The 22,187-nt window shown below is 73.6% G+C and carries 21 protein-coding genes; 11 read left to right on the top strand and 10 right to left on the bottom strand.

Features of this window, described 5'->3' with window-relative positions; translation table 11 throughout:
- Positions 1-77 precede the first annotated feature (77 nt).
- From OP18_RS42065 to OP18_RS42035, 7 genes are read right to left on the bottom strand one after another with little or no spacing between them, the layout of a single operon-like run.
- The gene (locus tag OP18_RS42065) at positions 78-1,016 is read right to left on the bottom strand and encodes an SRPBCC family protein (RefSeq protein ID WP_033365021.1); all 939 of its coding nucleotides are present in this window, start codon (positions 1,014-1,016) and stop codon (positions 78-80) included.
- Positions 1,000-2,163 (bottom strand): vWA domain-containing protein, encoded by a 1,164-nt coding sequence (locus OP18_RS42060; RefSeq protein WP_033364889.1) that lies wholly within the window; start codon positions 2,161-2,163, stop codon positions 1,000-1,002. Before OP18_RS42060 ends, OP18_RS42065 begins: the two co-directional genes overlap by 17 nt.
- The gene (locus OP18_RS42055; protein WP_033364887.1) at positions 2,150-3,016 is read right to left on the bottom strand and encodes an AAA family ATPase; all 867 of its coding nucleotides are present in this window, start codon (positions 3,014-3,016) and stop codon (positions 2,150-2,152) included. Before OP18_RS42055 ends, OP18_RS42060 begins: the two co-directional genes overlap by 14 nt.
- Positions 3,013-3,924, bottom strand: a complete 912-nt coding sequence (locus tag OP18_RS42050; protein ID WP_033364886.1) for an XdhC family protein — start codon at positions 3,922-3,924, stop codon at positions 3,013-3,015. The genes OP18_RS42055 and OP18_RS42050 overlap by 4 nt, the downstream gene beginning before the upstream one ends.
- Positions 3,921-6,290: an aerobic carbon-monoxide dehydrogenase large subunit gene (locus tag OP18_RS42045; protein ID WP_033364885.1), complete on the bottom strand. Its 2,370-nt coding sequence runs from the start codon at positions 6,288-6,290 to the stop codon at positions 3,921-3,923. The genes OP18_RS42050 and OP18_RS42045 overlap by 4 nt, the downstream gene beginning before the upstream one ends.
- A complete protein-coding gene (locus OP18_RS42040) occupies positions 6,287-6,763 on the bottom strand; it encodes a (2Fe-2S)-binding protein (RefSeq protein ID WP_033364884.1) in 477 nt (158 codons plus the stop codon). The genes OP18_RS42045 and OP18_RS42040 overlap by 4 nt, the downstream gene beginning before the upstream one ends.
- Positions 6,764-6,765: 2 nt before the next feature.
- The gene (locus OP18_RS42035; protein ID WP_033364883.1) at positions 6,766-7,656 is read right to left on the bottom strand and encodes an FAD binding domain-containing protein; all 891 of its coding nucleotides are present in this window, start codon (positions 7,654-7,656) and stop codon (positions 6,766-6,768) included.
- A gap of 120 nt (positions 7,657-7,776) precedes the next feature.
- On the opposite strand from OP18_RS42035, the gene OP18_RS42030 reads away from it, so the two are divergent.
- A complete protein-coding gene (locus tag OP18_RS42030; protein WP_033364882.1) occupies positions 7,777-8,622 on the top strand; it encodes a spermidine synthase in 846 nt (281 codons plus the stop codon).
- A 68-nt stretch (positions 8,623-8,690) separates the two neighbouring features.
- A complete protein-coding gene (locus tag OP18_RS42025) occupies positions 8,691-9,767 on the top strand; it encodes a branched-chain amino acid aminotransferase (RefSeq protein ID WP_033364881.1) in 1,077 nt (358 codons plus the stop codon).
- Here the strand turns inward: OP18_RS42025 and OP18_RS42020 are convergent.
- The gene (locus OP18_RS42020) at positions 9,761-10,768 is read right to left on the bottom strand and encodes a coiled-coil domain-containing protein (protein WP_245635712.1); all 1,008 of its coding nucleotides are present in this window, start codon (positions 10,766-10,768) and stop codon (positions 9,761-9,763) included. The genes OP18_RS42025 and OP18_RS42020 overlap by 7 nt on opposite strands.
- 79 nt (positions 10,769-10,847) lie before the next feature.
- A complete protein-coding gene (locus OP18_RS42015; RefSeq protein WP_033364880.1) occupies positions 10,848-11,444 on the bottom strand; it encodes a DedA family protein in 597 nt (198 codons plus the stop codon).
- 12 nt (positions 11,445-11,456) lie between these two features.
- Here OP18_RS42015 and OP18_RS42010 point away from each other — a divergent pair, with 12 nt between their 5' ends.
- From OP18_RS42010 to OP18_RS41980, 7 genes are all read left to right on the top strand, one after another.
- Positions 11,457-12,692: an MFS transporter gene (locus OP18_RS42010; protein WP_052388157.1), complete on the top strand. Its 1,236-nt coding sequence runs from the start codon at positions 11,457-11,459 to the stop codon at positions 12,690-12,692.
- Between the two features lie 59 nt (positions 12,693-12,751).
- Complete coding sequence (locus OP18_RS42005) at positions 12,752-12,973, top strand: hypothetical protein (RefSeq protein WP_156090161.1); 222 nt, start codon at positions 12,752-12,754, stop codon at positions 12,971-12,973.
- The gene (locus OP18_RS53870; RefSeq protein ID WP_156090160.1) at positions 12,970-14,325 is read left to right on the top strand and encodes a hypothetical protein; all 1,356 of its coding nucleotides are present in this window, start codon (positions 12,970-12,972) and stop codon (positions 14,323-14,325) included. The genes OP18_RS42005 and OP18_RS53870 overlap by 4 nt, the downstream gene beginning before the upstream one ends.
- 59 nt (positions 14,326-14,384) lie before the next feature.
- Positions 14,385-14,747 carry a response regulator gene (locus OP18_RS41995; RefSeq protein WP_033364878.1) on the top strand — a complete coding sequence of 121 codons (363 nt, stop codon included), beginning with the start codon at positions 14,385-14,387 and terminating at the stop codon, positions 14,745-14,747.
- Positions 14,744-16,780, top strand: a complete 2,037-nt coding sequence (locus tag OP18_RS41990) for an ATP-binding protein (protein WP_052388155.1) — start codon at positions 14,744-14,746, stop codon at positions 16,778-16,780. Before OP18_RS41995 ends, OP18_RS41990 begins: the two co-directional genes overlap by 4 nt.
- Positions 16,781-16,843: 63 nt before the next feature.
- Positions 16,844-17,854, top strand: coding sequence for a hypothetical protein (locus OP18_RS41985; RefSeq protein WP_033364877.1), 1,011 nt, complete (start codon positions 16,844-16,846; stop codon positions 17,852-17,854).
- A 586-nt stretch (positions 17,855-18,440) separates the two neighbouring features.
- The gene (locus OP18_RS41980) at positions 18,441-18,806 is read left to right on the top strand and encodes a response regulator (RefSeq protein ID WP_033364876.1); all 366 of its coding nucleotides are present in this window, start codon (positions 18,441-18,443) and stop codon (positions 18,804-18,806) included.
- Here OP18_RS41980 and OP18_RS41975 read toward each other — a convergent pair.
- Entirely contained in the window at positions 18,792-19,451 is a 660-nt protein-coding gene (locus OP18_RS41975) for a response regulator transcription factor (RefSeq protein WP_081971576.1), read from the bottom strand. The two genes, OP18_RS41980 and OP18_RS41975, sit on opposite strands and share 15 nt — an antisense overlap.
- A gap of 131 nt (positions 19,452-19,582) precedes the next feature.
- On the opposite strand from OP18_RS41975, the gene OP18_RS53865 reads away from it, so the two are divergent.
- Entirely contained in the window at positions 19,583-21,418 is a 1,836-nt protein-coding gene (locus OP18_RS53865; RefSeq protein ID WP_162189903.1) for a CHASE3 domain-containing protein, read from the top strand.
- 139 nt (positions 21,419-21,557) lie between these two features.
- Complete coding sequence (locus OP18_RS41965; RefSeq protein WP_033364874.1) at positions 21,558-21,797, top strand: hypothetical protein; 240 nt, start codon at positions 21,558-21,560, stop codon at positions 21,795-21,797.
- Positions 21,798-22,187 lie beyond the last annotated feature (390 nt).

Genomic DNA, 22,187 nt, shown 5'->3' with positions numbered 1-22,187 from the left:
CGGCCGCATCGGATGGGGTGAGGAAAGACGAGGGGCATCGGCCGCGACCCGGTCGGTGCCCCTCGGCACGTGCGGGGTCAGGCCAGCCAGATGACCAGCCCGACGACGACCGCGATCAGCACGACGACCGGGATCGCGATCTTGATGAGGTTGGTGGTGCCGGCGGTCTGCAGCAGGTCCACGGGCTCCGCCTCGGGCCCCTCGATGATCCGGACGGCCTGCTCGGCGGGGGCGGTGGTGACGCCGTTGGCGTCGGGGACGTTGCCGGGCGGCAGGATCGCCACGACCTCGGCCACCTGCCCGTCGGTGACCGCCTCCACCGGCGCCGCGGCGGCGGCCGGCGAAGCGGCAGCGGGCGCGGCGGCAGCGGACGCGGCGGCAGCCGGCGCAGCGGCGGGCGCGGCCTCGGCGGTCGGAGCAGCGACGGCGGTCGCGGCCTCGGCGGTCGGAGCGGCGGTGGCGGCGGTCGCGGCGGCGGCGGTCGGAGCAGCGGCCGCGGCGGGCGCACCGGAGTCGGCGGCACCCGAAGCGGCGGCATCCGAAGCGGCGGCACCGGCGGCGGGCGCGGTGTCCGAGGCGGCCAGCTGCGCCTCCAGGTTCGTCACGAACTGGCCCAGCAGCCGGGTGCTGATGTCGCCGATCGTGCTGCGCCCCATCTGCGCGAGGGGCCCCGCGATCGTCAGGTCGGTCTCGACGGTGACCTTCGTGGCGTCGCCCTCGGCCGCGAGCACCGCCGTCACCAGCGCGGACGCGCGGCCCTTGCCGGTCGCGTCGCGGCCGCGGGCGTCGATGACCGCCCGGTGCGCGGCGGCGTCGCGCTCCTTGAAGGTGGCCACGCCCGAGAACTGGGCGGTCATCGGCCCGACCTTCACCTTGACCTTGCCGTGGTACTCGTCGCCCTGCACCGAGGTGAGCTGGGCGCCGGGCATGCACGGCGCGATCCGCTCCAGGTCGGTCAGGACCGTCCAGGTCTCTTCGAGGGGCCGGTGGACGACGAACTCATTGGTGAGCAGCATGACGGTCACGTCCTTCGAGTGCGGCAAGCAGGGGGTGGAGGGCGGTGAGGGAGTGCGCGCTGACCACCGCGTCGCAGAACGGCCACGCGGCGGCCATGCCACCGACCAGCGGCCGGTAGCGCGGGCTCTGGGTGCGGGGGTTGACCCACACGATGCGGTGGGCGAGCCGGGACAGCCGGGCCATCTCGGTGCCGACCTGCGCCGGGTCGCCGGTCTCCCAGCCGTCGGAGACGATGAGGACGACCGCGCCGCGGGCCATGCCGCGCCGGCCGTAGCCGTCGTTGAAGGCCTTCAGCGCGGCGCCGATGCGGGTGCCGCCGGACCAGTCGGGGGCGGCCTGCCCGGCGCGGGCCAGGGCGACGGCGGGGCGGGTGCGGGCGAGGACCTTCGTGAGCCGGGTCAGCCTGGTGGCGAAGGTGAAGACCTCGGCGCGGGAGGTGCCGGCGGCGCAGTACAGCAGCTGCAGCATGGCCCTGGCGTAGGGCTCCATGGAGCCGGAGATGTCGCACAGCGCGACCAGCCGCCGGGGCCGCTCGCGCGGTTCGCGGCGCATCAGCCGCAGCGGGTCGCCGCCGGTGCGCCTGGCCCGGCGCAGCGTGGCCCGCAGGTCGGTGCCGCCGCCGGACACCGTCGGGCGCATCCGGCGGGTCCGGCGCACCGGGGTGGCCAGGGTGAGCCGGCGCATCAGGTCGGTGAGCAGCGCCAGCTCCTCCGGGGTCAGCGTGGCGAAGTCCCGCGAGGCCAGGCGCTCGGCCGCGCTGCCGACGGTGGCGACCGGGATCTCGATCTCCCGGGCGGTCGCCTCGGGCGAGGAGGACGCCGACGGCGGGCCCGCGGTCGGCGACCCGCCCGGCTTGGTCGTCGTGGTCGACGTGCCGGTGGCGTTCGGGTCGCCGCGGAAGTCGGCCGGGTCGTCGGCGTAGCCGCGGAACACCGCGTCGAAGACCCGGTCGAGGATCTCGAACTGCTCCGGGTGGCAGGTCAGCGTCGCCCGGGCGCAGCGGTGCAGCTCGGCGGTCGTGGTCGGGGTCAGGAGGGTGACGGCGCGGGCGAAGCGTTCGCTGCGGTCCGGCCCGACGGGCAGGCCCGCGTCGTGCAGCGCCGCGCCGAACGCCGCGACGAGGCCGGCTAAGTCACCCCTCGACAAGGTCCGCCAGCCCCGTGCGGCGGGCGAGTTCCTCGTCCTCGCGGTACTTCAGCACCGCGCCGAGGGTGGCGCCGGCGGACTTCTCCTCCAGCGGCAGGCCCAGCAGCCGCAGCGCGTTGGCCCAGCTGATCGCCTCGGCGACGCCGGGTGGCTTGGTCAGGTCGAGGCCGCGCAGCCGGGACACGGCGCCGGCGACCCGGGCCGCGAGGAGCTCGTCGGCGCCCGGCACCCGCTGCCGGATGATCGCCGCGACCCGGTGCGGCTCGGGGTAGCCGATCCAGTGGTACAGGCACCGCCGCAGCAGCGCGTCGTGCAGGTCGCGGGTCCGGTTGCTGGTCAGCACCACGACGGGCGGCACGGTCGCGGTGCGGGTGCCGAGCTCCGGGATCGTCACCGACCCCTCGGCGAGCAGCTCGAACAGGAACGCCTCGAACTCGTCGTCGGCCCGGTCGACCTCGTCGATGAGCAGGACCGCCGGGCGCGGCCCGGGGTGCTCGAGCGCGGCGAGCAGCGGGCGGCGCAGCAGGTACTCGGGGGCGAACAGGTCCGCCTCGCGGGGCACCTCGCCGCGGGCCTCGGCGAGCCGGATCCCCAGCAGCTGCCGGGGGTAGTTCCATTCGTAGAGGGCCTCGGCGGCGCTGAGCCCCTCGTAGCACTGCAGCCGGATGAGCGGCGTGTCCAGGGCGGCGGCGAGGGCGCCCGCGGCGGCGGTCTTGCCGACCCCCGGCTCGCCCTCCAGCAGGATCGGCTGGCCGAGCCGCACCGCCAGGAACAGCGCCGTGGCGAGGCCCTGGTCGGCCAGGTAGCCCTGCGCGCCCAGCCCGTCGGTCAGCTCGTCGATCGACGCCGTCACAGGTACCGGGCCGGGTTGTCGATGAACGCCCGCCGGCAGCCGGAGCCGCAGAAGTAGTACATGGTGCCCTCGTGCTCGTACTGCAGCGCGTCGGGCGAGATCGCGACGTCCATCGCGCAGACGACGTCCTTGGCGACCGCCACCTGCGTCACCGGCCGGACGGGCTGCAGCAGTGGCAGCTCGATCCGCCCGGGCGGCGGGGCGGTCTGCCGCGGCCGCCGCGAGATGATCTCGGCGAGGATGGACAGCGCGACCTCGGGCGCGGTCCGGGCGCCGATGTCCATCCCGGCCGGCGCGTGGATGCGCGCCTTCTCCAGGTCGGTCAGCGGCAGCTCGGCGAGCACCGCGGCGGCCCGCTTCCGGCTGGCGACGAGCGCGACGTACGGCACCCCGGCCTTGACCGCCGCGGTGAGCACCTCGATCTCGTCCCGGCCGTGCGAGGCGACCACGACCGCGGCGGCGTCCAGCGGCAACGCGTCGGCGGGTCCGCGGGCGCCTTCCCAGCCGACCGCCCGGGCCACGTCGACCAGCGCGCGGGCGACGGGGGCCTCGCCGTGCACGTACACCAGCGGCGCCGGGATCATCGTCTCCAGGAAGATCTCCAGGGTGCCCCCGGACAGGCAGGGATTGGCGACGGTGAGCAGACCCTCCCGTTCGGCGCTCTCGCCGGAAGGGGTGATGCGCAGCAGCGTCGACTCGCCCGTCTCCAGCAGCCGCAGCCCCTGGAGACGGACGGTGGACTCGGCGCAGGTGCCGCCGACGAACCCCTCCATCGTGCCGTCCGGCAGCACGAGGGCGCGGTCGCCCGCCTTGGCGCTGGTCGGGCGCTCGGCCCGGACCACCGTCGCGAGGACGAACGGGGTGCGGTCCGCGCGCAGCCGGTCGGCACGATGAAGGAGGTTCGTCATGAGATGGCGAGGTCCGTTCGGATCGGGCGGCCCTGAGCGGCGCGCCACACGTTGGACGGGGTGAGCGGCATGTCGGCGTGCCGGACCCCGAGGGGCTTCAGCGCGTCGAGGACGGCGTTGACCACGGCGGCCGGGGAGCCGACCGTCGCGGACTCGCCGACGCCCTTGGCGCCGATCGGGTGGTGCGGCGACGGCGTGACCGTCTCGCCGAGCTCCCACGAGGGGCACTCCAGCGACGTGGGCAGCAGGTAGTCCATGAGCGACGCGCCGAGGTGGTTGCCGTCCTCGTCGAACGCCATGAGCTGCATGAGCGCCATGCCGATACCGTCGGCGAGACCGCCGTGGACCTGGCCCTCGACGATCATCGGGTTGATCCGCACGCCGCAGTCGTCGACCGCGATGAACCGGCGGACCTTGACCTGGCCGGTGGCCGGGTCGACGTCGACGACGCAGATGTACGCGCCGAACGGGTAGGTCAGGTTCGGCGGGTTGTAGACCGTCGTCGCGTCCAGGTGGCCCTCGACGCCCTCGGGCAGCTCCAGGCTGGAGTGCGCGGCCATGGCGATCTCCTGGATCGTCTTGGCCTGGTCGGGGTCGCCCTTGACGAAGAACTTGCCCTTCTCCCACTCCAGGTCGTCCGGGGACACCTCGAGCATCGCCGACGCCACGATCCTCGCCCGGTCGCGGACCTTGCGGGCCACGATCGCGGTCGCCGCACCCGACACCGGGGTCGAGCGGGAGCCGTAGGTGCCGAGGCCGAACGGCGTGTTGTCGGTGTCGCCGTGCACGACGTCGATGTCGTCGGGGGAGATGCCGAGCTCCTCCGCGACGATCTGCGCGAAGGTCGTCTCGTGCCCCTGCCCCTGGGTCTGCACCGACAGGCGCAGCACCGCCTTGCCGGTCGGGTGCACCCGCAGCTCGGCGCCGTCGGCCATGCCCAGGCCGAGGATGTCCATGTGCTTGCGCGGCCCGGCCCCGACACCCTCGGTGAAGAAGCTGATGCCGATGCCCATGTACTCGCCGCGCTGCAGCTTCTCGGCCTGCTCGACGCGCAGCTTCTCGTACCCGACCATGTCCATGGCCAGGCGCAGCGCCTTCGGGTAGTCGCCCGAGTCGTACTCCCAGCCGGTCGGCGTGGTGTACGGGAACTGCTCCGGCTTGAGCAGGTTCTTCAGCCGCAGCTCGGCCGGGTCCATCTTCAGCTCGAACGCCAGCACGTCGATCATGCGCTCGACCAGGTACGAGGCCTCGGTGATGCGGAACGAGCAGGCGTACGCGACACCACCGGGCGCCTTGTTGGTGTAGACGCCGGTGACGTTGCAGGACGCCGCCTCCAGGTCGTAGGACCCGGTGAAGATGTGGAAGAAGCCGGCCGGGAACTTGGTCGGCTGGGCGGTGCCGTTGAACGCGCCGTGGTCGGCGAGCACGTCGACCCGCAGCGCCCGGATCCTGCCGTCCTTCGTCGCCGCGATCTCGCCGCGCATGTGGTAGTCGCGGGCGAACGCGGTGGCGGTCAGGTGCTCGTTGCGGTCCTCCATCCACTTCACCGGCTTGCCGGTGACGATGGAGCCGACGATCGCCAGGACGTAGCCGGGGTAGATGCCGACCTTGCCGCCGAAGCCGCCGCCGATGTCGGGGGAGATGACCCGGATCTTGTGCTCCGGCAGGCCCGCGACGAGCGCGTAGACCGTCCGGTGCGCGTGCGGCGCCTGGGTGGTCGAGTAGATCGTCAGCTTGCCGCTGACCTTGTCGAAGTCGGCGACCGCGCCGCACGTCTCCAGCGGGGACGGGTGCACCCGGGGGTACAGGATGTCCTCCGCGACGACGACCTCGGACTCGGCGAAGATCCGGTCGGTCTTCTCCTTGTCACCGGCGGACCAGTCGAAGATGTGGTTGTCGGTCTTGCCCTCCTTGTCGTCCCGGATGACCGGGGCGCCGGGGGCGAGCGCCTGCTTGGCGTCGGCGACGACGGGCAGCGGCTCGTACTCGACCTCGATGAGCTCCAGGGCGTCGCGCGCGATGTAGTGGCTCTCCGCGACGACGAACGCGACCTCCTGGTTCTGGAAGCGCACCTTGTCGGTCGCCAGCACGGCCTGCGTGTCGTAGGACAGCGTCGGCATCCACGCCAGCTTCAGCGTCTCCAGGACCGCCCCGGTGATGACGGCCTTGACGCCGGGCAGCGCCTCCGCCGCGCTGGTGTCGATCGAGACGATCTTCGCGTGGGCGTACGGGCTGCGCAGGAACGACCCGTGCAGCATGCCCGGCAGGTTCACGTCGTCGACGTAGTTGCCCTGACCCCGGACGAACCGCGCGTCCTCCTTGCGGTGCATGCGGCCGAAGCCCATGGGCGTCTCAGTCACGGTCATGCCTTCGCCTCCGCCGCTTCGTGTTCGGCCGCCCAGCGCACCGAGCGCACGATGTTCTCGTAGCCCGTGCACCGGCAGAGCTGACCGGAGATCGCCTCACGGATCTCCTGCTCCGACGGGTCGGGGTTCTTGTCCAGCAGGCAGCGGGCGGTGATCATCATGCCCGGCGTGCAGAAGCCGCACTGCAGGCCGTGGCACTGCACGAAGCCCTGCTGGACCGGGTCGAGACCGTCGGCGCGCTCGAGCCCTTCGACCGTGCCGACCTGCTTGCCGTCGGCCATCACGGCCAGCACGGTGCAGGACTTCACCGGCACGCCGTCGAGCGTCACCGTACACACGCCGCAGTTGGACGTGTCGCAGCCCCAGTGCGTCCCGGTGAGGCCGAGCTCGTTGCGCAGGAAGTGCACCAGCAGCAGCCGGGGCTCCACGTCGCGGGTGTGGCTCTCGCCGTTCACCGTCACGGTGATCTGCATGATCAGGCCTCTCCGCTCGCGTCGAGCCCACGCCCGCGGGCGGCCGCGGCGCGCAGCGCGCGCACGGTCAGCTCCCCGGCGAGGTGCCGCTTGTAGTCGACCGGTCCGCGCTGGTCGGCGACCGGGTTGCTGTGCTCGGCGGCGATGCGCCCCGCCTCGGCGAAGCTCTCCTCGGTGGCGGGCCGCCCGACGAGGTACGCCTCGGCCTGCGCCGCCCGGAAGTGCTCGGCGCCGACGGCCGCCAGGCCGATGCCGACGTTGGTGATGGTGCCCGCGGGGTCGATCCAGATCGCGGCGCCGGCGGCGGCCACCGCCCAGTCGCCGACGCGGCGCTCGACCTTCGTGTACGCGGAGCCGCCGCCCGGGCGGATCGGCACCCGCACCTCGGTGAGCAGCTCGCCGGGCTCGACGACCGTCTCGTACGGGCCGACGTGGAACTCGGTGAGCGGCACGGTGCGCGACCCCCGCGCACCCTGGATGACCACCGAGGCGTCGACGGCGGCGAACGCGGCGGAGAGGTCCTCGGCCGGGTCCGCCTGGCAGAGCGAGCCGCCGACGGTGCCGCGGTTGCGCACGATCGGGTCGGCGATCACCCGCTCGGCGTCGCGGAAGATGCGGTAGTGCTCCTCCACGAGGGCCGACTCGAGCAGCTCCGCGTGCCGCGTCAGCGCACCGATGCGCAGCTCACCGCCCTCGACCCTGATGTAGGACAGCTCGCTGACGTCGTTGATGTCGATCAGCGCGGTCGGCCTGGCCAGACGCAGCTTCATCATCGGGATCAGGCTGTGACCGCCGGCGATGACGCGGGCGTCCTCGCCCCACTGGGCCAGCAGGTCCAGCGTCTGGCTCACCGTCGTCGCCTTTGCATATTCGAATGCGGCGGGTACTTGCATCGCGCCTCCGCGTGAGGAGTTCGTTCGGTCTCCAACGGGAGAATGTTCGTCCTAAAGGCGACATTGGACAACACCCGTTGACAAAAATTCTTCACACACCGTGTCACTACGGTTGGGGTCATGGGTCGTCAGAAGCGTGTCGCCGGGATCGTCGAGCAGATCGACGGTGGGGTCGCCGAGCTGTGCCCCGACGACGGGCGGCCGGGCCGGTGGACGCTGCTGGTCGACGGGTACCCGCAGTCCGCCGTCGACCTCGCCGATCCCCGGCGGCTGGACTTCGAGTACATGCGCCGCCTGGCCTCGATCGTCGACGGCGCCGCCCCGCCGGGCGCGCCGCTGTCGGTGCTGCACCTCGGCGGCGGCGCGCTGACGATGGCCCGCTACGTCGCCGCGACCCGGCCCGGCTCCTCGCAGCGGGTGGTGGAGCTCGACGCGGCGCTCATCGCGCTGGTGCGCCGGGTGCTGCCGCTGCCGCGCAACGCCGACATCCGGGTCCGCGCGATGGACGCCCGCGCCGCCGTCGAGTCGATGTCCGGCGCCCGTTTCGACCTCGTCATCGCCGACGTGTACCGGGGGGCCCGCGTGCCGGCGCACCTGGCGTCGCTGGAGTTCCTGACCGCCGCGGCCGGCCTGCTGCGCCCCGACGGCATCTACGCGGCGAACCTCGCCGACGGCGCCGGGTTGGCCTTCGCCCGCGGGCAGGTCGCGACGCTGCGCGAGCTGTACGCCGACGTGTGCCTGCTCGCCGAGCCCGCCGTCCTGCGCGGCCGCCGGTTCGGCAACGTCATCCTGGCCGCGTCGGCGGTGCCGCTGCCGGTCGCCGGGTTCGCCCGGGCCGGCGCCGCGGACCCGTTCCCGGCCCGGCTGGTGCACGGCGGCGACCTGGACCGCCTGGTCGCCGGCGCCCGGATCGTCACGGACGCGACCGCCACCGAGTCGCCCGCCCCGCCGCGCGAGCTGTTCTGAACCCTTGCTACCGCCCAGTTCTCGGGAAGGAGCTTAGGGATCGTTCAGGGTGCGCTTAGAGTCGCGGGATGCTCGATTTTGCAACCGTCTCCGCGCCGCGCCGCCCGGCGGCGGAGCGTGCGGCCCTGATGAGCGACCCCGGCTTCGGTCGCGTCTTCACCGACCACATGGTCACGATCCGCTACGCCGACGGCAAGGGCTGGTATGACGCCCGGCTCGAGCCCTTCGGCCCGCTGAGCCTGTCCCCGGCCACCGCCGCCCTGCACTACGGCCAGGAGATCTTCGAAGGGCTCAAGGCGTATGCCCAGCCCGACGGCGGCATCGCCCTGTTCCGGCCGGACGCCAACGCCCGCCGGCTCAATGCCACCGCCGACCGCATGGCCATGCCGCGGCTGCCCGAGGAGCTGTTCCTGCGCGCCCTGGAGGTCCTCGTCGGCGCCGACCGGGACTGGGTGCCGACCCGCGAGGGGCAGAGCCTCTACCTGCGCCCGTTCATGATCGCCACCGACCCGTTCCTGGGCGTGCGGCCGTCCTCGGAGTACCTGTTCGCCGTCATCGCCTCCCCGGCCGGCGCCTACTTCGCCGGCGGCGCGAAGCCGGTCACCATGTGGGTGTCCCAGGAGTACTCGCGGGCCGCGCCCGGCGGCACCGGCGCGGTGAAGACCGCGGCCAACTACGCCGCCAGCCTCCGCGCCCAGGCCCAGGCCCAGGAGGCGGGCTGCGACCAGGTCGTCTTCCTCGACGCGGTGCAGCGGCGCTACATCGAGGAGTCCGGCAGCAACAACCTCTTCTTCGTCTACGACGGCGAGCTGGTGACCCCGCCGCTCAACGGCTCGATCCTGCCCGGCGTCACCCGCGACTCGGTGCTGCGCCTCGGCGCCCACCTCGGGCTCACCGTCACCGAGCGCCCCTACAGCCTCGACGAGTGGCGCGACGACGCCCGCTCCGGCCGGCTCAAGGAGACCTTCGCGACCGGCACCGGCGTGGTCATCAGCTCCATCGGCACCGCCCGCACCGCCGACGGCGGGTTCAGCATCGCCGGCGCGGTCGAGGGGCCGGTCACCGGCCGCATCCGCGACCAGCTCGTCGGCATCCAGCGCGGCACGGTGGAGGACCCGTTCGGCTGGCGGGTGCCCGTTCAGTAGACGGACAGGTGCACGTGGTTGGTGTGGTCGCTGGAGGGGTCGCCGTTGCCGCCGCTGTAGGCGTGCCAACCGGCGGCCGGCGTCCACACCTGGCGGAACCAGATGACGTAGAGCACGCCCAGGGCGCTCGCGTTGCGCACGAAGAACGCCGCCAGGTTGCCGCCGTAGGTCTTGTCCCCGCCGGTCGCCACCCCGCCGAAGCCGTTGGCCTGGGCGGCGAAGTCACACGCACGGCCCTTCGGATGCTCATACGGTCCGGAGGGCCGGAAGCACGAGTAGTAGCGCGTGAAGCCGGCCTTCTGGGCCTCCTTCACCGCGTGCAGCATGCGCGGCGTGACGCAGCCGGTGGTGGTCGGGTCGTCGATGATGCAGTTCTCTTTCGGCCACGAACCGTTGGCGTTGCGCGGCGCCGGGGTCGCCAGGGGCGAGTTGGCGTTGACGTAGCCGTTGGCCCGGCCACCCATCCTCACCAGCGCCGCCTCGGCGTCCTTCTTCTTCTTGGCCATGATGTCGGCCTGCGCCTGCTGCTGGGCGACCTCCGCGTCGACGGCCTTCTTCGCCTCGCCGAGCTCCTTCTGCAGCTTCGTCAGCTGCCCGATCTGCCGGTCGTTGTAGCGGGCGACGGTGTTGACCATCATGGTGCGCTCGATGAACGCCTCCGTCGATTCGCTCTGGATCAGCGCCGCCGCGGTGCGCACCCCGCCGGTGCGGTAGGCCGCGCCGGCGATGACGTTGACCTCGGCCAGGATCACGTCCAGCTGGCGCTGCATCCCGGCGATCTTCGTGGTCAGCTCGGCCTGGCGCTGCTTGGAGACCTCCAGGATGCCCTGCGCGTCCAGGAACTCACCGTTGGCCTTGTCCAGCAGCTCACCGAGGGTCATGTTGGCCGAGCCCTCGTCCGGTGCGGCCGTCGGGTCGCCGGGCGCCGCGCCGGCCGGCACCGCCCAGGCGCCGAGCACGACGAGTGCCGCGAGGAGCGAGGCGATGAGGCGCTTGCGCAACGGAGTCCCTTCCGGGAGGCGGACCAGCCGTCAGATTACCGACTGTCACCCGGATGCACAGGACCGAGAACGCGTCCGGTCAGCTACGGACCGTAGCCACGCGGCGGGTCGTGAAGAGCGCCACCCAGCCGAACGTCAGGCCCAGGCCGACCGTCGCGACCGTCGTCAGGTCACCCGTCGGCAGCAGCCCCGACAGCCGGGTCGCGAGCACGCCCAGCCCGACGTAGAGCCCGCCCCACAGCACCGAGCCGAGCGCGGCCGAGCGCAGGAACCGCAGGTACGGCATCCGCAGCCCGCCGGCCGCGAGCGGCACCAGCGTGTTGAGCAACGGCAGGAACGGCGCCGTCACCAGGATGCGGCTGCCGCCGGTGCGCACCACGTGGTCGGCCTTCGCCCAGCGCGCCTCGCCGATCCAGCGGCCGAACCGGCCCTCCCGCAGCCGCTGCCCGAACGCCCGGCCGGCCAGGAAACTCAGTGACCAACCGGCCAGGCAACCTGCGACGATCCAGCCGAGGCTGCTGAACGGGTCGGTCGCGCCGGCCGTCGTCAGGATGGCGACGTCGGCCGGGATCAGGATGCCGAGCAGCGGGATGGAGTCGAGCAGCATGACGAGCCCCAGCGCCAGCCCCAGCAGGGCGGCGGGCAGGCTGTACAGCGGTTCGAGCCACTCGGTCATGACGTTGAAGCTATGGCCGAGCGCGTAAGAGACGCATCAGGGAGCGACCCCGAGACAACCCCGAGGGGGTTCCGGCTGCTGCTCGGGGCTCGCGGCATCTCGTACGCCGGCGACGCGCTGAGCATGGTCGCGTTGATGCTGCACGTGGCCTCCTCGACCGGGCAGGCCCTGGCGGTGTCCGCGCTGCTGCTCGCCGGGGACTTCGTGCCGTCGCTCGTCGCGCCGTTCGCCGGGGCCCTGGCCGACCGCTTCGACCGGCGCCGGCTGATGATCGGCTGCGAGCTCGTCCAGGCCCTCACCGTCGCCGTCATCGCGCTGGCCCTGCCGCCGTTGTGGCCGCTGCTCGGGCTGGTCGCCGTGCGGGCCGTCGCCGGCCAGGTCTTCCAGCCGGCATCGCGGGCGGCGGTGCCGTCGCTGGTGCCGGCCGCCGGGCTCGCCGCCGGCAACGCCCGGCTCGGGCTGGTCACCAACGTCGCGGAGCTGGCCGGGCCGCTGCTGGCCGCCGCCCTGCTGCCGTGGCTCGGCACCCGCGGCGTGCTGGCCGTGGACGCGGCCTCGTTCGTGGTGTCCGCGGCGCTGCTCACCGGCCTGCCGCGACTGGCACCCGCGGCGCTGTCCGTCGAGTCGCTCTGGAAGGGCGCCCGGACCGGCCTCGGCTATCTGGCCGGGCACCGGACGGTCCGGGTCGTCGCGCTCGGGTTCTGCGCGGTCGTCCTGTGTACCGGCGTCGACGACGTGGCCCTGGTCGTGCTGGCGCAGCAGGACCTGCGCACGGGCGATGCGGTGGCGGCGCTGCTGCTCGGCGCGGTCGGCCTCGGCCTCACCGCCGGCTACGCGCTGCTGTCGCGGCGCGGCGACCGGCTCGGCGACCGGCTCGGCATGCCGGTGCTGTTCGCCGCCGGGCTCGCGGTCAGCTCGGCCGGCAACCTGCTCACCGGCGCCGTCGCGCACGTCGCCTGGGCCGCCGCCGTCGTCTTCACGATGCAGGCCGGCCGGGGGCTCGGCATCGCCGCGATCGACGTGGCCAGCAACACCCTGCTGCAGCGGCTCGTCCCGGACGGGCTGCTCGGCCGGGTGTTCGCCAACCTGTACGGCGCGGTCGGGGCGGCCGCCGCGCTCTCCTACGTGCTCGGCGGCCTGCTGCTGGACGCCGCCGGCGCCCCCGCCACCCTGGTCGCCGCCGGCGCCGGCGGGGTGGTCTGCGCCCTGCTCACCGGTGCGGCACTGCGTGCCCGGCGCGTCGATTGACGACATCGACGCGTCCTTTGCTAGCGTCCCCGCTAGCAAACGGCTAGCAGGAGTGTGGGTTGGAAGCGACAGACAACGCGGTGGCGATGCCGCCGCAGCGGCCACGGTTCGAGCGGGTGCAGCTCAACACGCGGGTCCGGGTGGAGATCGAGCAGACGCTCCAGCGCTTCGTCGAAGACCACAACACCACGGTGCAGAGCTCGGTGGACCTCGCGCTGGCCGAGTTCCTCGCGGCACGGGGCTACCCGTTGCCCGCAACGGATGACAGGAGAAGCCGGTGACCTCGCCGGGCAGTGCGCACAGCAACGGACAACCTGGAATCGGCCAACTCGACGCGGACCTGCAACGGACCGTCCGCCGCACCTCGTACATGCGCCAGCTGTTCTACTTCGTCGTGCTGCTGGTCGCCCTCGCCGGGCAGGTCTCCGGCGCGGTCGAGGCGCTCGGCATCCCGCTGCTGTGGGCGGTGCCCGCCGTCGGCGCCCTGGAGCTGGGCGGCATCGTGGTCCTGGCCAACGCCGACGTCCGGCGCCGGCTCGGCGAGCGGGCGACCGCGTCGCGGGTCCTGTCCGCGGCCATCGCCGGTTTCGCGGTCGCGTTCAACTGGATGGCGCACGAGAACAAGCTCATGGCCGGTTTCTTCGCCGGCATGTCCGCGCTGGGTTACCTGGTGTGGCTGATGCACACGGAGAACCAGCGCCGCGACCGGCTGCGGGCCACCGGCGACCTGCCGCCGACCACCCCGGCGTACGAGGTGGTCGGGCACTGGATCCGGCACCCGTGGATCACCCTGCGCGCGAAGAACCTGGCGAAGGCCGACGCCCGCCTGGGCCTCTACAGCTCCCTCGCCGCGGCCCGCGCCGAGAAGCGCAAGGAGGTGCGCACCAAGGCGATCGCCAAGGTGCTGCATCGCAAGATCCGCGCCGCGGTCGACCCGACGACGGCCGACATCGCGGTCGCCGTGTACGACCTCGACGAGATCGCCGTCCGCCTCGCCGACGGCGCCGACTACGACGGTCTCACCGCCCTCATCGCCGCCGACCTGGCCCCGGCCCGCCTCGCCTCCGACGCGCGGGTCATCTCGGTCGTCGACGAGCCGGCGCCGCGGCCCGCGATCACCGAGACGGCCCAGGAGCCGGTCGAGGAGCAGCTGACCCTGCCCGAGGCCGCCGAGGCCCCGGCGCCCGCCCCGGTCCCGGCCGCCGGGCCGGTCCCGGCGCCCGCACCGGAGCCGGTCGTGTCGCCGCTGGGCGAGTGGCGCGGCGAGATCGCGGAGATCCTGCCGCCGCCGGCGCCGCGCCGGGCCCGCGGGCAGTCGAAGGTGGTCAGCCCCGAGCAGACGGCCGCCGCCGCCGACCTGGGCGACGAGCCGACCCTGACCCCGACCCGGGCCATTCGCGAGGGTTCCCTGCGCAGCCAGGTGCACGCCGCGCTGCACGAGCACGTGCCGGACAACGATCCCCGCGACACGATGGCCCTCACCACGTTCGTCGGCGACCTCCTGGAGCTCAACGACGTGGAGCGGCTGACCGCCTCCAACTACGTGCGCACCTGGAAGCGCGAGGTCGACGCCGGCCGCCGGTCCTCGGTGAACGGCCGCCACCTGCAGGACGTCGTGCCCACGAAGCGGTAACTCGCTCAACACGGTCCCTCGCCTGTCGATCAGCAAGGAGGACAGGCGAGGGGGCCGGCATGGCGCGGATTCTGGTCGTGGACGACGAGCAGGACGTCCTGGAGCTGCTCGTCAAGCGGCTGCGGGCCGACGGGCACGAGGTCCTGGCCGCGGCCAGCGGGGCGGAGGCCCTCGCCGCGGTGGCCCGGCACGGGCTGCCGGAGGCGGCGATCCTCGACGTGGACCTGCCCGGGATGGACGGCGTCGAGCTGCTGGACCAGCTGCGCCGGATCCGGGCCGATCTGCCCGCCATGTTCCTGACCGTGCTGTGGGACGGCACGGCGGTGGCGCGGGTGCGCGACACCGGGGCGCTGTACATGCGCAAACCGTTCACCACGCAGAGCCTGCGCACCGCGCTCGACCTCGTGCTGGTGCCTGGATGACGCGCTCCCTCGCGCGGACCGCGGCCTGGTCCGCCCTCTGCGTCCTCGCCACGTTCGCGGGCCGGCTGACGATCATGGACGGCACCAGCCTGAGCCTCGTCTGGCCGGCCGCCGGGGTCACCGTGCTGTGGTTCAGCATGCAGCGCCGGGCCCGGCTGCGCTGGGTGGACCCGGTCGTGCTGGCCGCGATCACCGTGGCGGTGAACACGGCGACCGGCGCCCCGCTGGTGCTGGCGCTGTGGTTCGTCGCGGCCAACCTGACGCAGCTGGCGGTGTTCCTGAAGGTGCACGCCCGGATCAGCCCGCACCTGTGGGGCGCCGGCGGTGACGCGCCGCTGACCCGCGCCGCCGACCTGTGGCGGCTGCTGCTCGCCACGACGGCCGGTGCCCTGGCCGGCGGCGCGATCGGGCCGCCGGCGGTGTGGCTGGTCTCCGGGCACGTCGAGTGGCTGGACGCGGCGATCTGGTTCACCCGCAACGTGGTGAGCATCCTGCTGATCATGGCCGTCGGGCTGCGCGTCGGCCACCACTGGCGGGAGGGCGGGCGGCCTCGGTGGCCGGCGCCGCTGCGGCTCGCCGAGTACGTGGCGCTGATCGCCGGCTCGATCAGCGCGTACACCGTCGGCTTCGCCCTCAACCACGGCCTGCCGCTGGCGTTCCCGCTGCTCGCGGTGACGGTATGGGCGGCGCTGCGGCTGCACACCACGTTCGTGGCGGTGCACGACCTGTGCCTGGGCACCATCGCGGTGCTCTTCACGCTGCACGGCGACGGGCCGTTCGCCACCATCGCGTCGCACCAGGCACGGGCGCTGGTCGCGCAGGCGTTCGTCGGCATGGTCGCCATCGTCGGGCTGTCGATCGCGCTGGGCCGCGACGAGCGGGCCGAGCTGCTGCGCCGGCTCACCGAGACCGGCCGGGCGGCCGCCGCGCAGGCCCGGCTGCTCACCACGATCGTCGACTCGATGAACGACGGGGTGGCGGTGATCCGGGCCGACGGCACCTGGGCGATGCGCAACCCCGCGTCGGTCGCCCTGCTCGGCGGCGTGACCAGCGGCACCGGCGCCGTCGCCGGCGCCCGCCACTACGGGCTGTTCCACCCGGACGGCACCGAGCTGACGGTGCCGGAGATGGCGCACGCCCGGGCCTTCGCGGGCGAGGACGTGGACGGCATGGAGCTGCTGGTGCGCAACGGCGGCACGCCGGAGGGCCGGATCCTCAGCGTCAGCGCGCGGCGGCTGCACGGCGACGACGGGGTGGTGGTCGTCTTCCACGACATCACGGCCGAGCGGCGGCAGCGCGACGAGCTCGCGTCCTTCGCCGGGGTCGTCGCGCACGACCTGCTCAACCCGCTCACCACGATCGACGGATGGGCCGAGAACCTGGAGGAGACGCTGCGCGGCATGCCGGACACCGCCGAGCAGCGCGACGCCGCCGACAGCCTCAGCAGGATCGTGCGCGCCTCCGGGCGCATGCGGCACCTCATCAACGACCTGCTCGCGTACACCACCACCCGCAACGCCGTCATCGCGCCCGTGGACCTGCCGTTGCGCGATCTGGTCGGCGACGTGACGGCGGCCCGGGCCGACCTTGCGGCGGCGGCCGGCACCCCGGCGCCGGTGTTCGTGCTCGGCCGGCTGCACGACGTGCACGCCGACCCGGTGCTGCTGCGGCAGCTCGTCGACAACCTCGTCGGCAACGCGGTGAAGTACACCGCGCCGGGTGTCGTCCCCCGCATCGAGATCGGCTCCGCGCCGGCCGGCGACGGCTTCGTCCGGGTGGAGATCTCCGACAACGGCATCGGGATCCCGGCCGGGCAGCACGAGGCGATCTTCAACAACTTCCACCGGGCGCACCGCTCCGCCGGGTACGCCGGCACCGGCCTCGGCCTGGCGATCTGCAAGCGGATCGTGGAGCGGCACGGCGGTTCGATCGCCGTGGTGGACAACCCGGGCGGCGGCTCCCGGTTCGTCTTCACGATGCCGGCGGCGGGACGTGTCGTACACCACGCGGTAAAAGCGAACGTTCGTTCTTGACGCCGTGCCGGCCGGGTCGCATGCTCGATCTCAGTGAACGAACGTTCTTTTTAGGAGACTCCGATGGCTCCCACCGCACCACGGTCGCCATGGCCCCGCGTCGGCGCGATCGTCCTCCTGCTCACCGCGCTGCTGAGCGTCATCATGGTCGCGTTCGCCTGGCCGGCCGCCCGCTCGAGCGTGCACGACATCCCGATCGCCGTCGCCGGACCGCCCGCGGCCACCGCGCAGGTCACCCAGCAGCTGGCGGCCAAGCGTCCCGGCACGTTCGACGTGACCGTCGTGGACGGCACCGCCGCGGCCGAGCGGCTCATCCTCGACCGGGAGGTGTACGGCGCGATCGACCTCTCCACCGGCCGCCCGCAGCTGATCGTCGCCTCGGCCGCCAGCCCCGTCGTCGCGCAGGCGCTCCAGCAGGTGGCCCAGGCGCTCGGCGGCACCGACGCCGGCGTGCCGGTCCGCGACCTGGTCCCCCTGCCCGCCGACGACCCGCGCGGCGCCGGCCTGGCCGCCGGGGCGCTGCCGCTCGTCCTCGGCGGGATCGCCGCCGCCGGGCTGCTCACCAGCCTCGTCGTCGGCCTCGCCCGCCGACTCGCCGGGGCGGTCGCCTTCAGCGTCACCGGCGGGCTCGCCCTCACCGCGATCCTGCAGTTCTGGCTCGGCTCCCTGGAGGGCTCGTACTGGCTCAACGCCGGCGCGGTCGCCCTGGGCATCGCCGCCACCGCGCTGACCATCCTCGGCCTGGAGTCGCTGCTCGGCGCGGCTGGCCTGGGCCTCGGCGCGGCGACCATGATGCTGCTGGGAAACCCGCTGTCGGGGCTGGCCAGCGCCCCGCAGATGCTGCCGTCGGGCTGGGGCACCCTCGGGCAGTACCTCCCGCCGGGGGCGGCGGGCTCGCTGCTGCGCAGCACCGCGTTCTTCGACGGCCACGCCGCGGCGCCGCACGCCTGGGTGCTGCTCGGCTGGGTGGCCCTCGGCCTGGTCCTCGCGGGCCTGGCGGGGGTGCGCGCCACGCGCCGCCCCGCCGCGGCTGAGCCGGCCGCCGCGCCGTCCGCTGAGCCGGTCACCGTCTGACCGGCCGCCGCGGGGGTCACCGGCTGCCTGGCCGCTGCGGGGGTCACCGGCCGCCCGGTCGCCCGGTCGCCCGGTCGCCACGCGGGTCACCGTCTGGCCCGGCCGCCCGGCCGCCGCACGGGTCACCGGCTGACCCGGCCCCGCCCGGGCGTCCGGCGCGACGCGCGGGCCAGCCGTCCGGGCGTCCGGCGCGACGCGCGGGCCAGCCGTCCGGGCGGCGTCGCGGGCGACCGGGGCCATCGCCGGCGAGCGCCGTGCCACGACGACAACGGCCGCGCTCGGCCCGGTCCTCGCGGTTCCGGCGGGAAGCGCGCGCCACCCGGTCCCGGCCGAGCCGACCCGGCCGTCCGGGCATCGCGGCGCGCGACGGACGCCCGGCGGCGCGGTGGCGCGCGACGGACGCCCGGCGGCGCGGGCCGCCCCCGAGGGGCGCCGCCAGCGGCGGCCCGCCGGGCGCTCGGCAGGAGCGGACCGCCCGCCGATCGTCGCCGCGGGGTGACCCGCCGGGCGGTCGCGAGCGGGTGAGGTCTGCTCTTTCCGGCTAGCCGCAAGGCCGGCGGGCGAACAATCTGGCAGCGTTCACGGTATGACGATCCGCTGCGTCATCGTCGACGACTCGGAGCGCTTCCGAGCGGGCGCCAAGCGCCTGCTCACCGCCCAGGGCATCGCGGTCGTCGCCGACGCGGCGAACAGCGAGCAGGCGATGCGCGCGGTGGACGAGCAGGACCCCGACGTGGTCCTGGTGGACGTCGGCCTGGGTGAGGAGAGCGGGTTCGACCTCGCGGCGCGCATCGACTCCAGCCCGGTGATCATGGTGTCGGCGTTCGGCGCGGAGGAGATCGCGGACCTGCTCGCGGAGAGCCGGGCCATCGGCTTCCTGCCGAAGGAGCACCTGTCCGCGGCCGCGATCAAGTGCCTGCTGTCCCGGCTGCAGGGATCAGGCACCTGCTGACGCGGCCTCCAGGAAGGTGAGCACGGCGAGGACCCGGCGGTGCGTCTCGTCGGTCTCCGGCAGGTCGAGCTTGGTCAGGATCGACCGGACGTGCTTCTCGACGGTGCCCTCCGTCACCCACAGCTGCTTGGCCACCCCCGCGTTGGAGCGGCCCTCCGCCATCAGCGCGAGCACCTCCCGCTCGCGGGGGCTGAGCACGTCGAGCGGATCCTTGCGCCGGTGCGCGGCGACCAGTTCCTGCACGACGGCCGGGTCGACCACGGTCCCGCCGTCCTGGACCCGGTGCAGGGTCTCCAGGAACTCCTCGACGTCCGTCACCCGGGTCTTGAGCAGATAGCCGATGCGCTCGCCGCTGGCCAGCAGCTCGATCGCGTGCTCCACCTCGACGAACGCCGACAGCACGAGGATCGCCACGGACGGGAACCGCAGCCTGATCTCCCGCGCCGCGGCCAGCCCCTCGGTGGTATGTGTCGGGGGCATGCGGATGTCCACCACCGCCAGGTCGGGACCTACCTCCTCGACCAGCTGCAGCAGGTGCGTCCCGTCGTCAGCGACGCCGGCCACGGTGTAGCCGTGCCGGTCGAGCAGGCTGGCCAGTCCCTCGCGGAGCAGTACGTCGTCGTCAGCGACCACCACAGATGTCATTAAAGCCAACATATCCCCGCAGAAGGGGGTAGGACACCCTTATGCACGGGGGGTTGACGCTCCGCCTGGGGGTGATATGCGCGCTGTTCACACTGTTGATCAGTACGGCGTTCGCGGCCATCCTGCTGTCGGTGTTCCAGCTCCGTGAGTCCGTGCTCGCGGTCAGCCGGGCCGAACGCGCGGTCTCGGCGGCGACGACCCTGGAGCGGCTGCTGCTGGACGTGGAGGCGGGCCGGCGCGGGTTCGCGCTCACCCGCGATCCGGCGCTGCTGGTGCCGTGGAAGGCGGCGCAGGAGCAGGTCCCCGCCCGGCAGGAGGAGCTGGAGGCGGCCGTCGCCGGCGATCCCGCCCAGGTCGCCCGGATCGCCCAGATCAATGAGGACATCACCTCCTACCTCGATGACTACGCGGACCCGTCGATCGCCATGCAGGAGGGGGCGGTGCCGAGGAACATCAACGCCGAGTCGATCCTCGCCGGACAGCGGCAGATCTCCGCGCTGCGGCAGCAGTTCGACGACTTCGCCGCCGCGCAGCGCACGATCGTCGAGCGCGGGCGGCAGGAGGCGATGATCGCCGGCCAGCGGGCCCTCATCGCCGGGATCGCCGGGTTCGCCACCTCGCTGTTCGGCGTCGCCATCCTCACCAGATCGCTGGCGGTGATGGTGGTCCGCCCGCTGCACCGGCTGGTGGCCGCCGCAGACAAGGTGGCCCGCGGCGACCTGAGCGTCCGCGTCGCCACCGACGGCCCGGTGGAGATCGGCATCATGCAGCGCACGTTCAACTCGATGGTCAGCGTGCTGGAGGAGAGCCGTGCCACGCTGCGGTCGGTGGCCGCCGAGCAGGCGGCGTTGCGCCGGGTGGCCACCGTCGCGGCGAAGGGCAGGCCGGCGGAGGCCGTGTTCGGCGCCGTCACCGAGGAGGCCGGCAAGCTCTTCGGCGCCGACGCCACCGCCCTGCTGCGCTTCGAACCCGACGGCGGCGCCACCGTCGTGGCGAGCTGGAGCTGGGACGCCGCGCACCGCATCGCGCTGGGCAAGGTCAGCCTGGAGCACGGCAGCGTCAGCCGGCGGGTCCGGCGCTCCGGCAAGCCGGTCCGGCTCGAGGGGGCGGAGAGCGCCGGCTTCCTCGGCCGCGAGTTCGGCGACAGCACGATCCGCTCCGCGGTCGGCGCGCCGGTCCTCGTGGCCGGCCGGACCTGGGGCGTGCTGAAGGCCCTGTCGACCAGTGCCCGGCCGCTGCTGCAGCACGACGCCACCCGCGCCGCCGAGTTCACCGACCTGGTCGCCAGCGCGATCGCCAACTCGCAGGCCCGCGCCGACCTGACCGCCTCCCGGGCGAGGATCGTCGCCGCGACCGACGAGGGCCGCCGCAGGATCGAACGCGACCTGCACGACGGCACCCAGCAGCGGCTCATCGCGCTGCTGCTGCAGCTGCGGGCGACCGAGCCCCAGGTCGACGACGGGGTACGGGAGCGGCTGCACACGATCGGGACCGACCTCGCGGAGGCCATCGACGAGCTGCGCGAGCTGGCCCGCGGCATCCACCCGGCGATTCTGTCCGAGGGCGGTCTCGTGCCGGCCGTCAAGTCGCTCGGCCGCCGGTCGCCGGTGCCGGTGGAGCTGCGCCTCGCGCTGCCGACCCGGCTCGACACGAAGGTCGAGGTCGGCGCCTACTACGTGGTGGCGGAGGCGCTCACCAACGCGATCCGGCACGCGCAGGCGACGCTCATCTGCATCCGCGCCTCGATCGTCGACGGCGACGACGGTGGCCGGGTGCTGGACCTCTCGGTCGAGGACGACGGGATCGGCGGCGCCGACCCGCACGGCGGGAGCGGCCTGATCGGCCTGGGCGACCGGGTGGCCGCGCTCGGCGGCGCGCTGCACATCGTCAGCCGGCCCGGCAAGGGCACCAAACTGGAGATCAAGATCCCTCTCGAGGACGCACCCGATGGGGGTGATGCCAGTTGAGACGCCGGTGGCGGCCAACGGGTATGTCCGGGTCGGAAAACCCGCAGGGCCGGACGCATGCTGGCGCAGATGCCCTGCCCCCTCACCCGAGCGACGGTGGACAGGACACCAGATGAACCTCTGTGAGAGGTGAGCCACCATGACGACCTGCCTGGTCGACCCGGTCCTGTGCATGGCCCTGTTCGTCTCCGACGCGCCGAACCACGCCGACCTGGACGACGCGACCGTCCGTGACACCGTCGACCGGACTCTCGACCAGCTCGGCCCGGACGAGTGCTACGCCCGTGCCGCCGAGGTCTTCGGTGACCGCCCCGAGGTGGCGCTCGACCGCATCCAGTGGGCCCGCACCCTGTGCAGCCGGGCCCTTGCCGAGGTCTGACCGATACCCGCCCGTCAGTCGCCCGCCCGCCCAACACCGCGCCGGCCAGCTCCCGTCAGTTCGACGGCGGCTGGCCGTCCTGCTGTCCGCCGTCGGGCTGATCGGGCGTCGAGCCGCTGCTCACGCTGTCGCCCCTGCTACCGGTCGCCCCGCTCCCGATGGGTCGCGGGCAGCGACGATCGTGGCCGTGCCTGGCAGCGCGGTCCGGCGACGTCGGCAACCGCCTGGGAAGCACGCGCAGGGGCCCACCCGTGGCGGCGGGCGGGCCCCTGCGAGGCGTGGCGGGCTGGGCTAAGCGCCTGTCCAATAGTTATGTCCGTAACTCGCCCGGATTGATCGGCGTACCAATGAGTTGGCCTCGTCGGGGTTGGATTCGGTTACCACACCAGT

The organism is Dactylosporangium aurantiacum (genome assembly GCF_000716715.1).
Lineage (GTDB): Bacteria > Actinomycetota > Actinomycetes > Mycobacteriales > Micromonosporaceae > Dactylosporangium > Dactylosporangium aurantiacum.
Note: the sequence above shows the minus strand (reverse complement) of the source record. Positions and strands in the feature narration are given on the sequence as shown.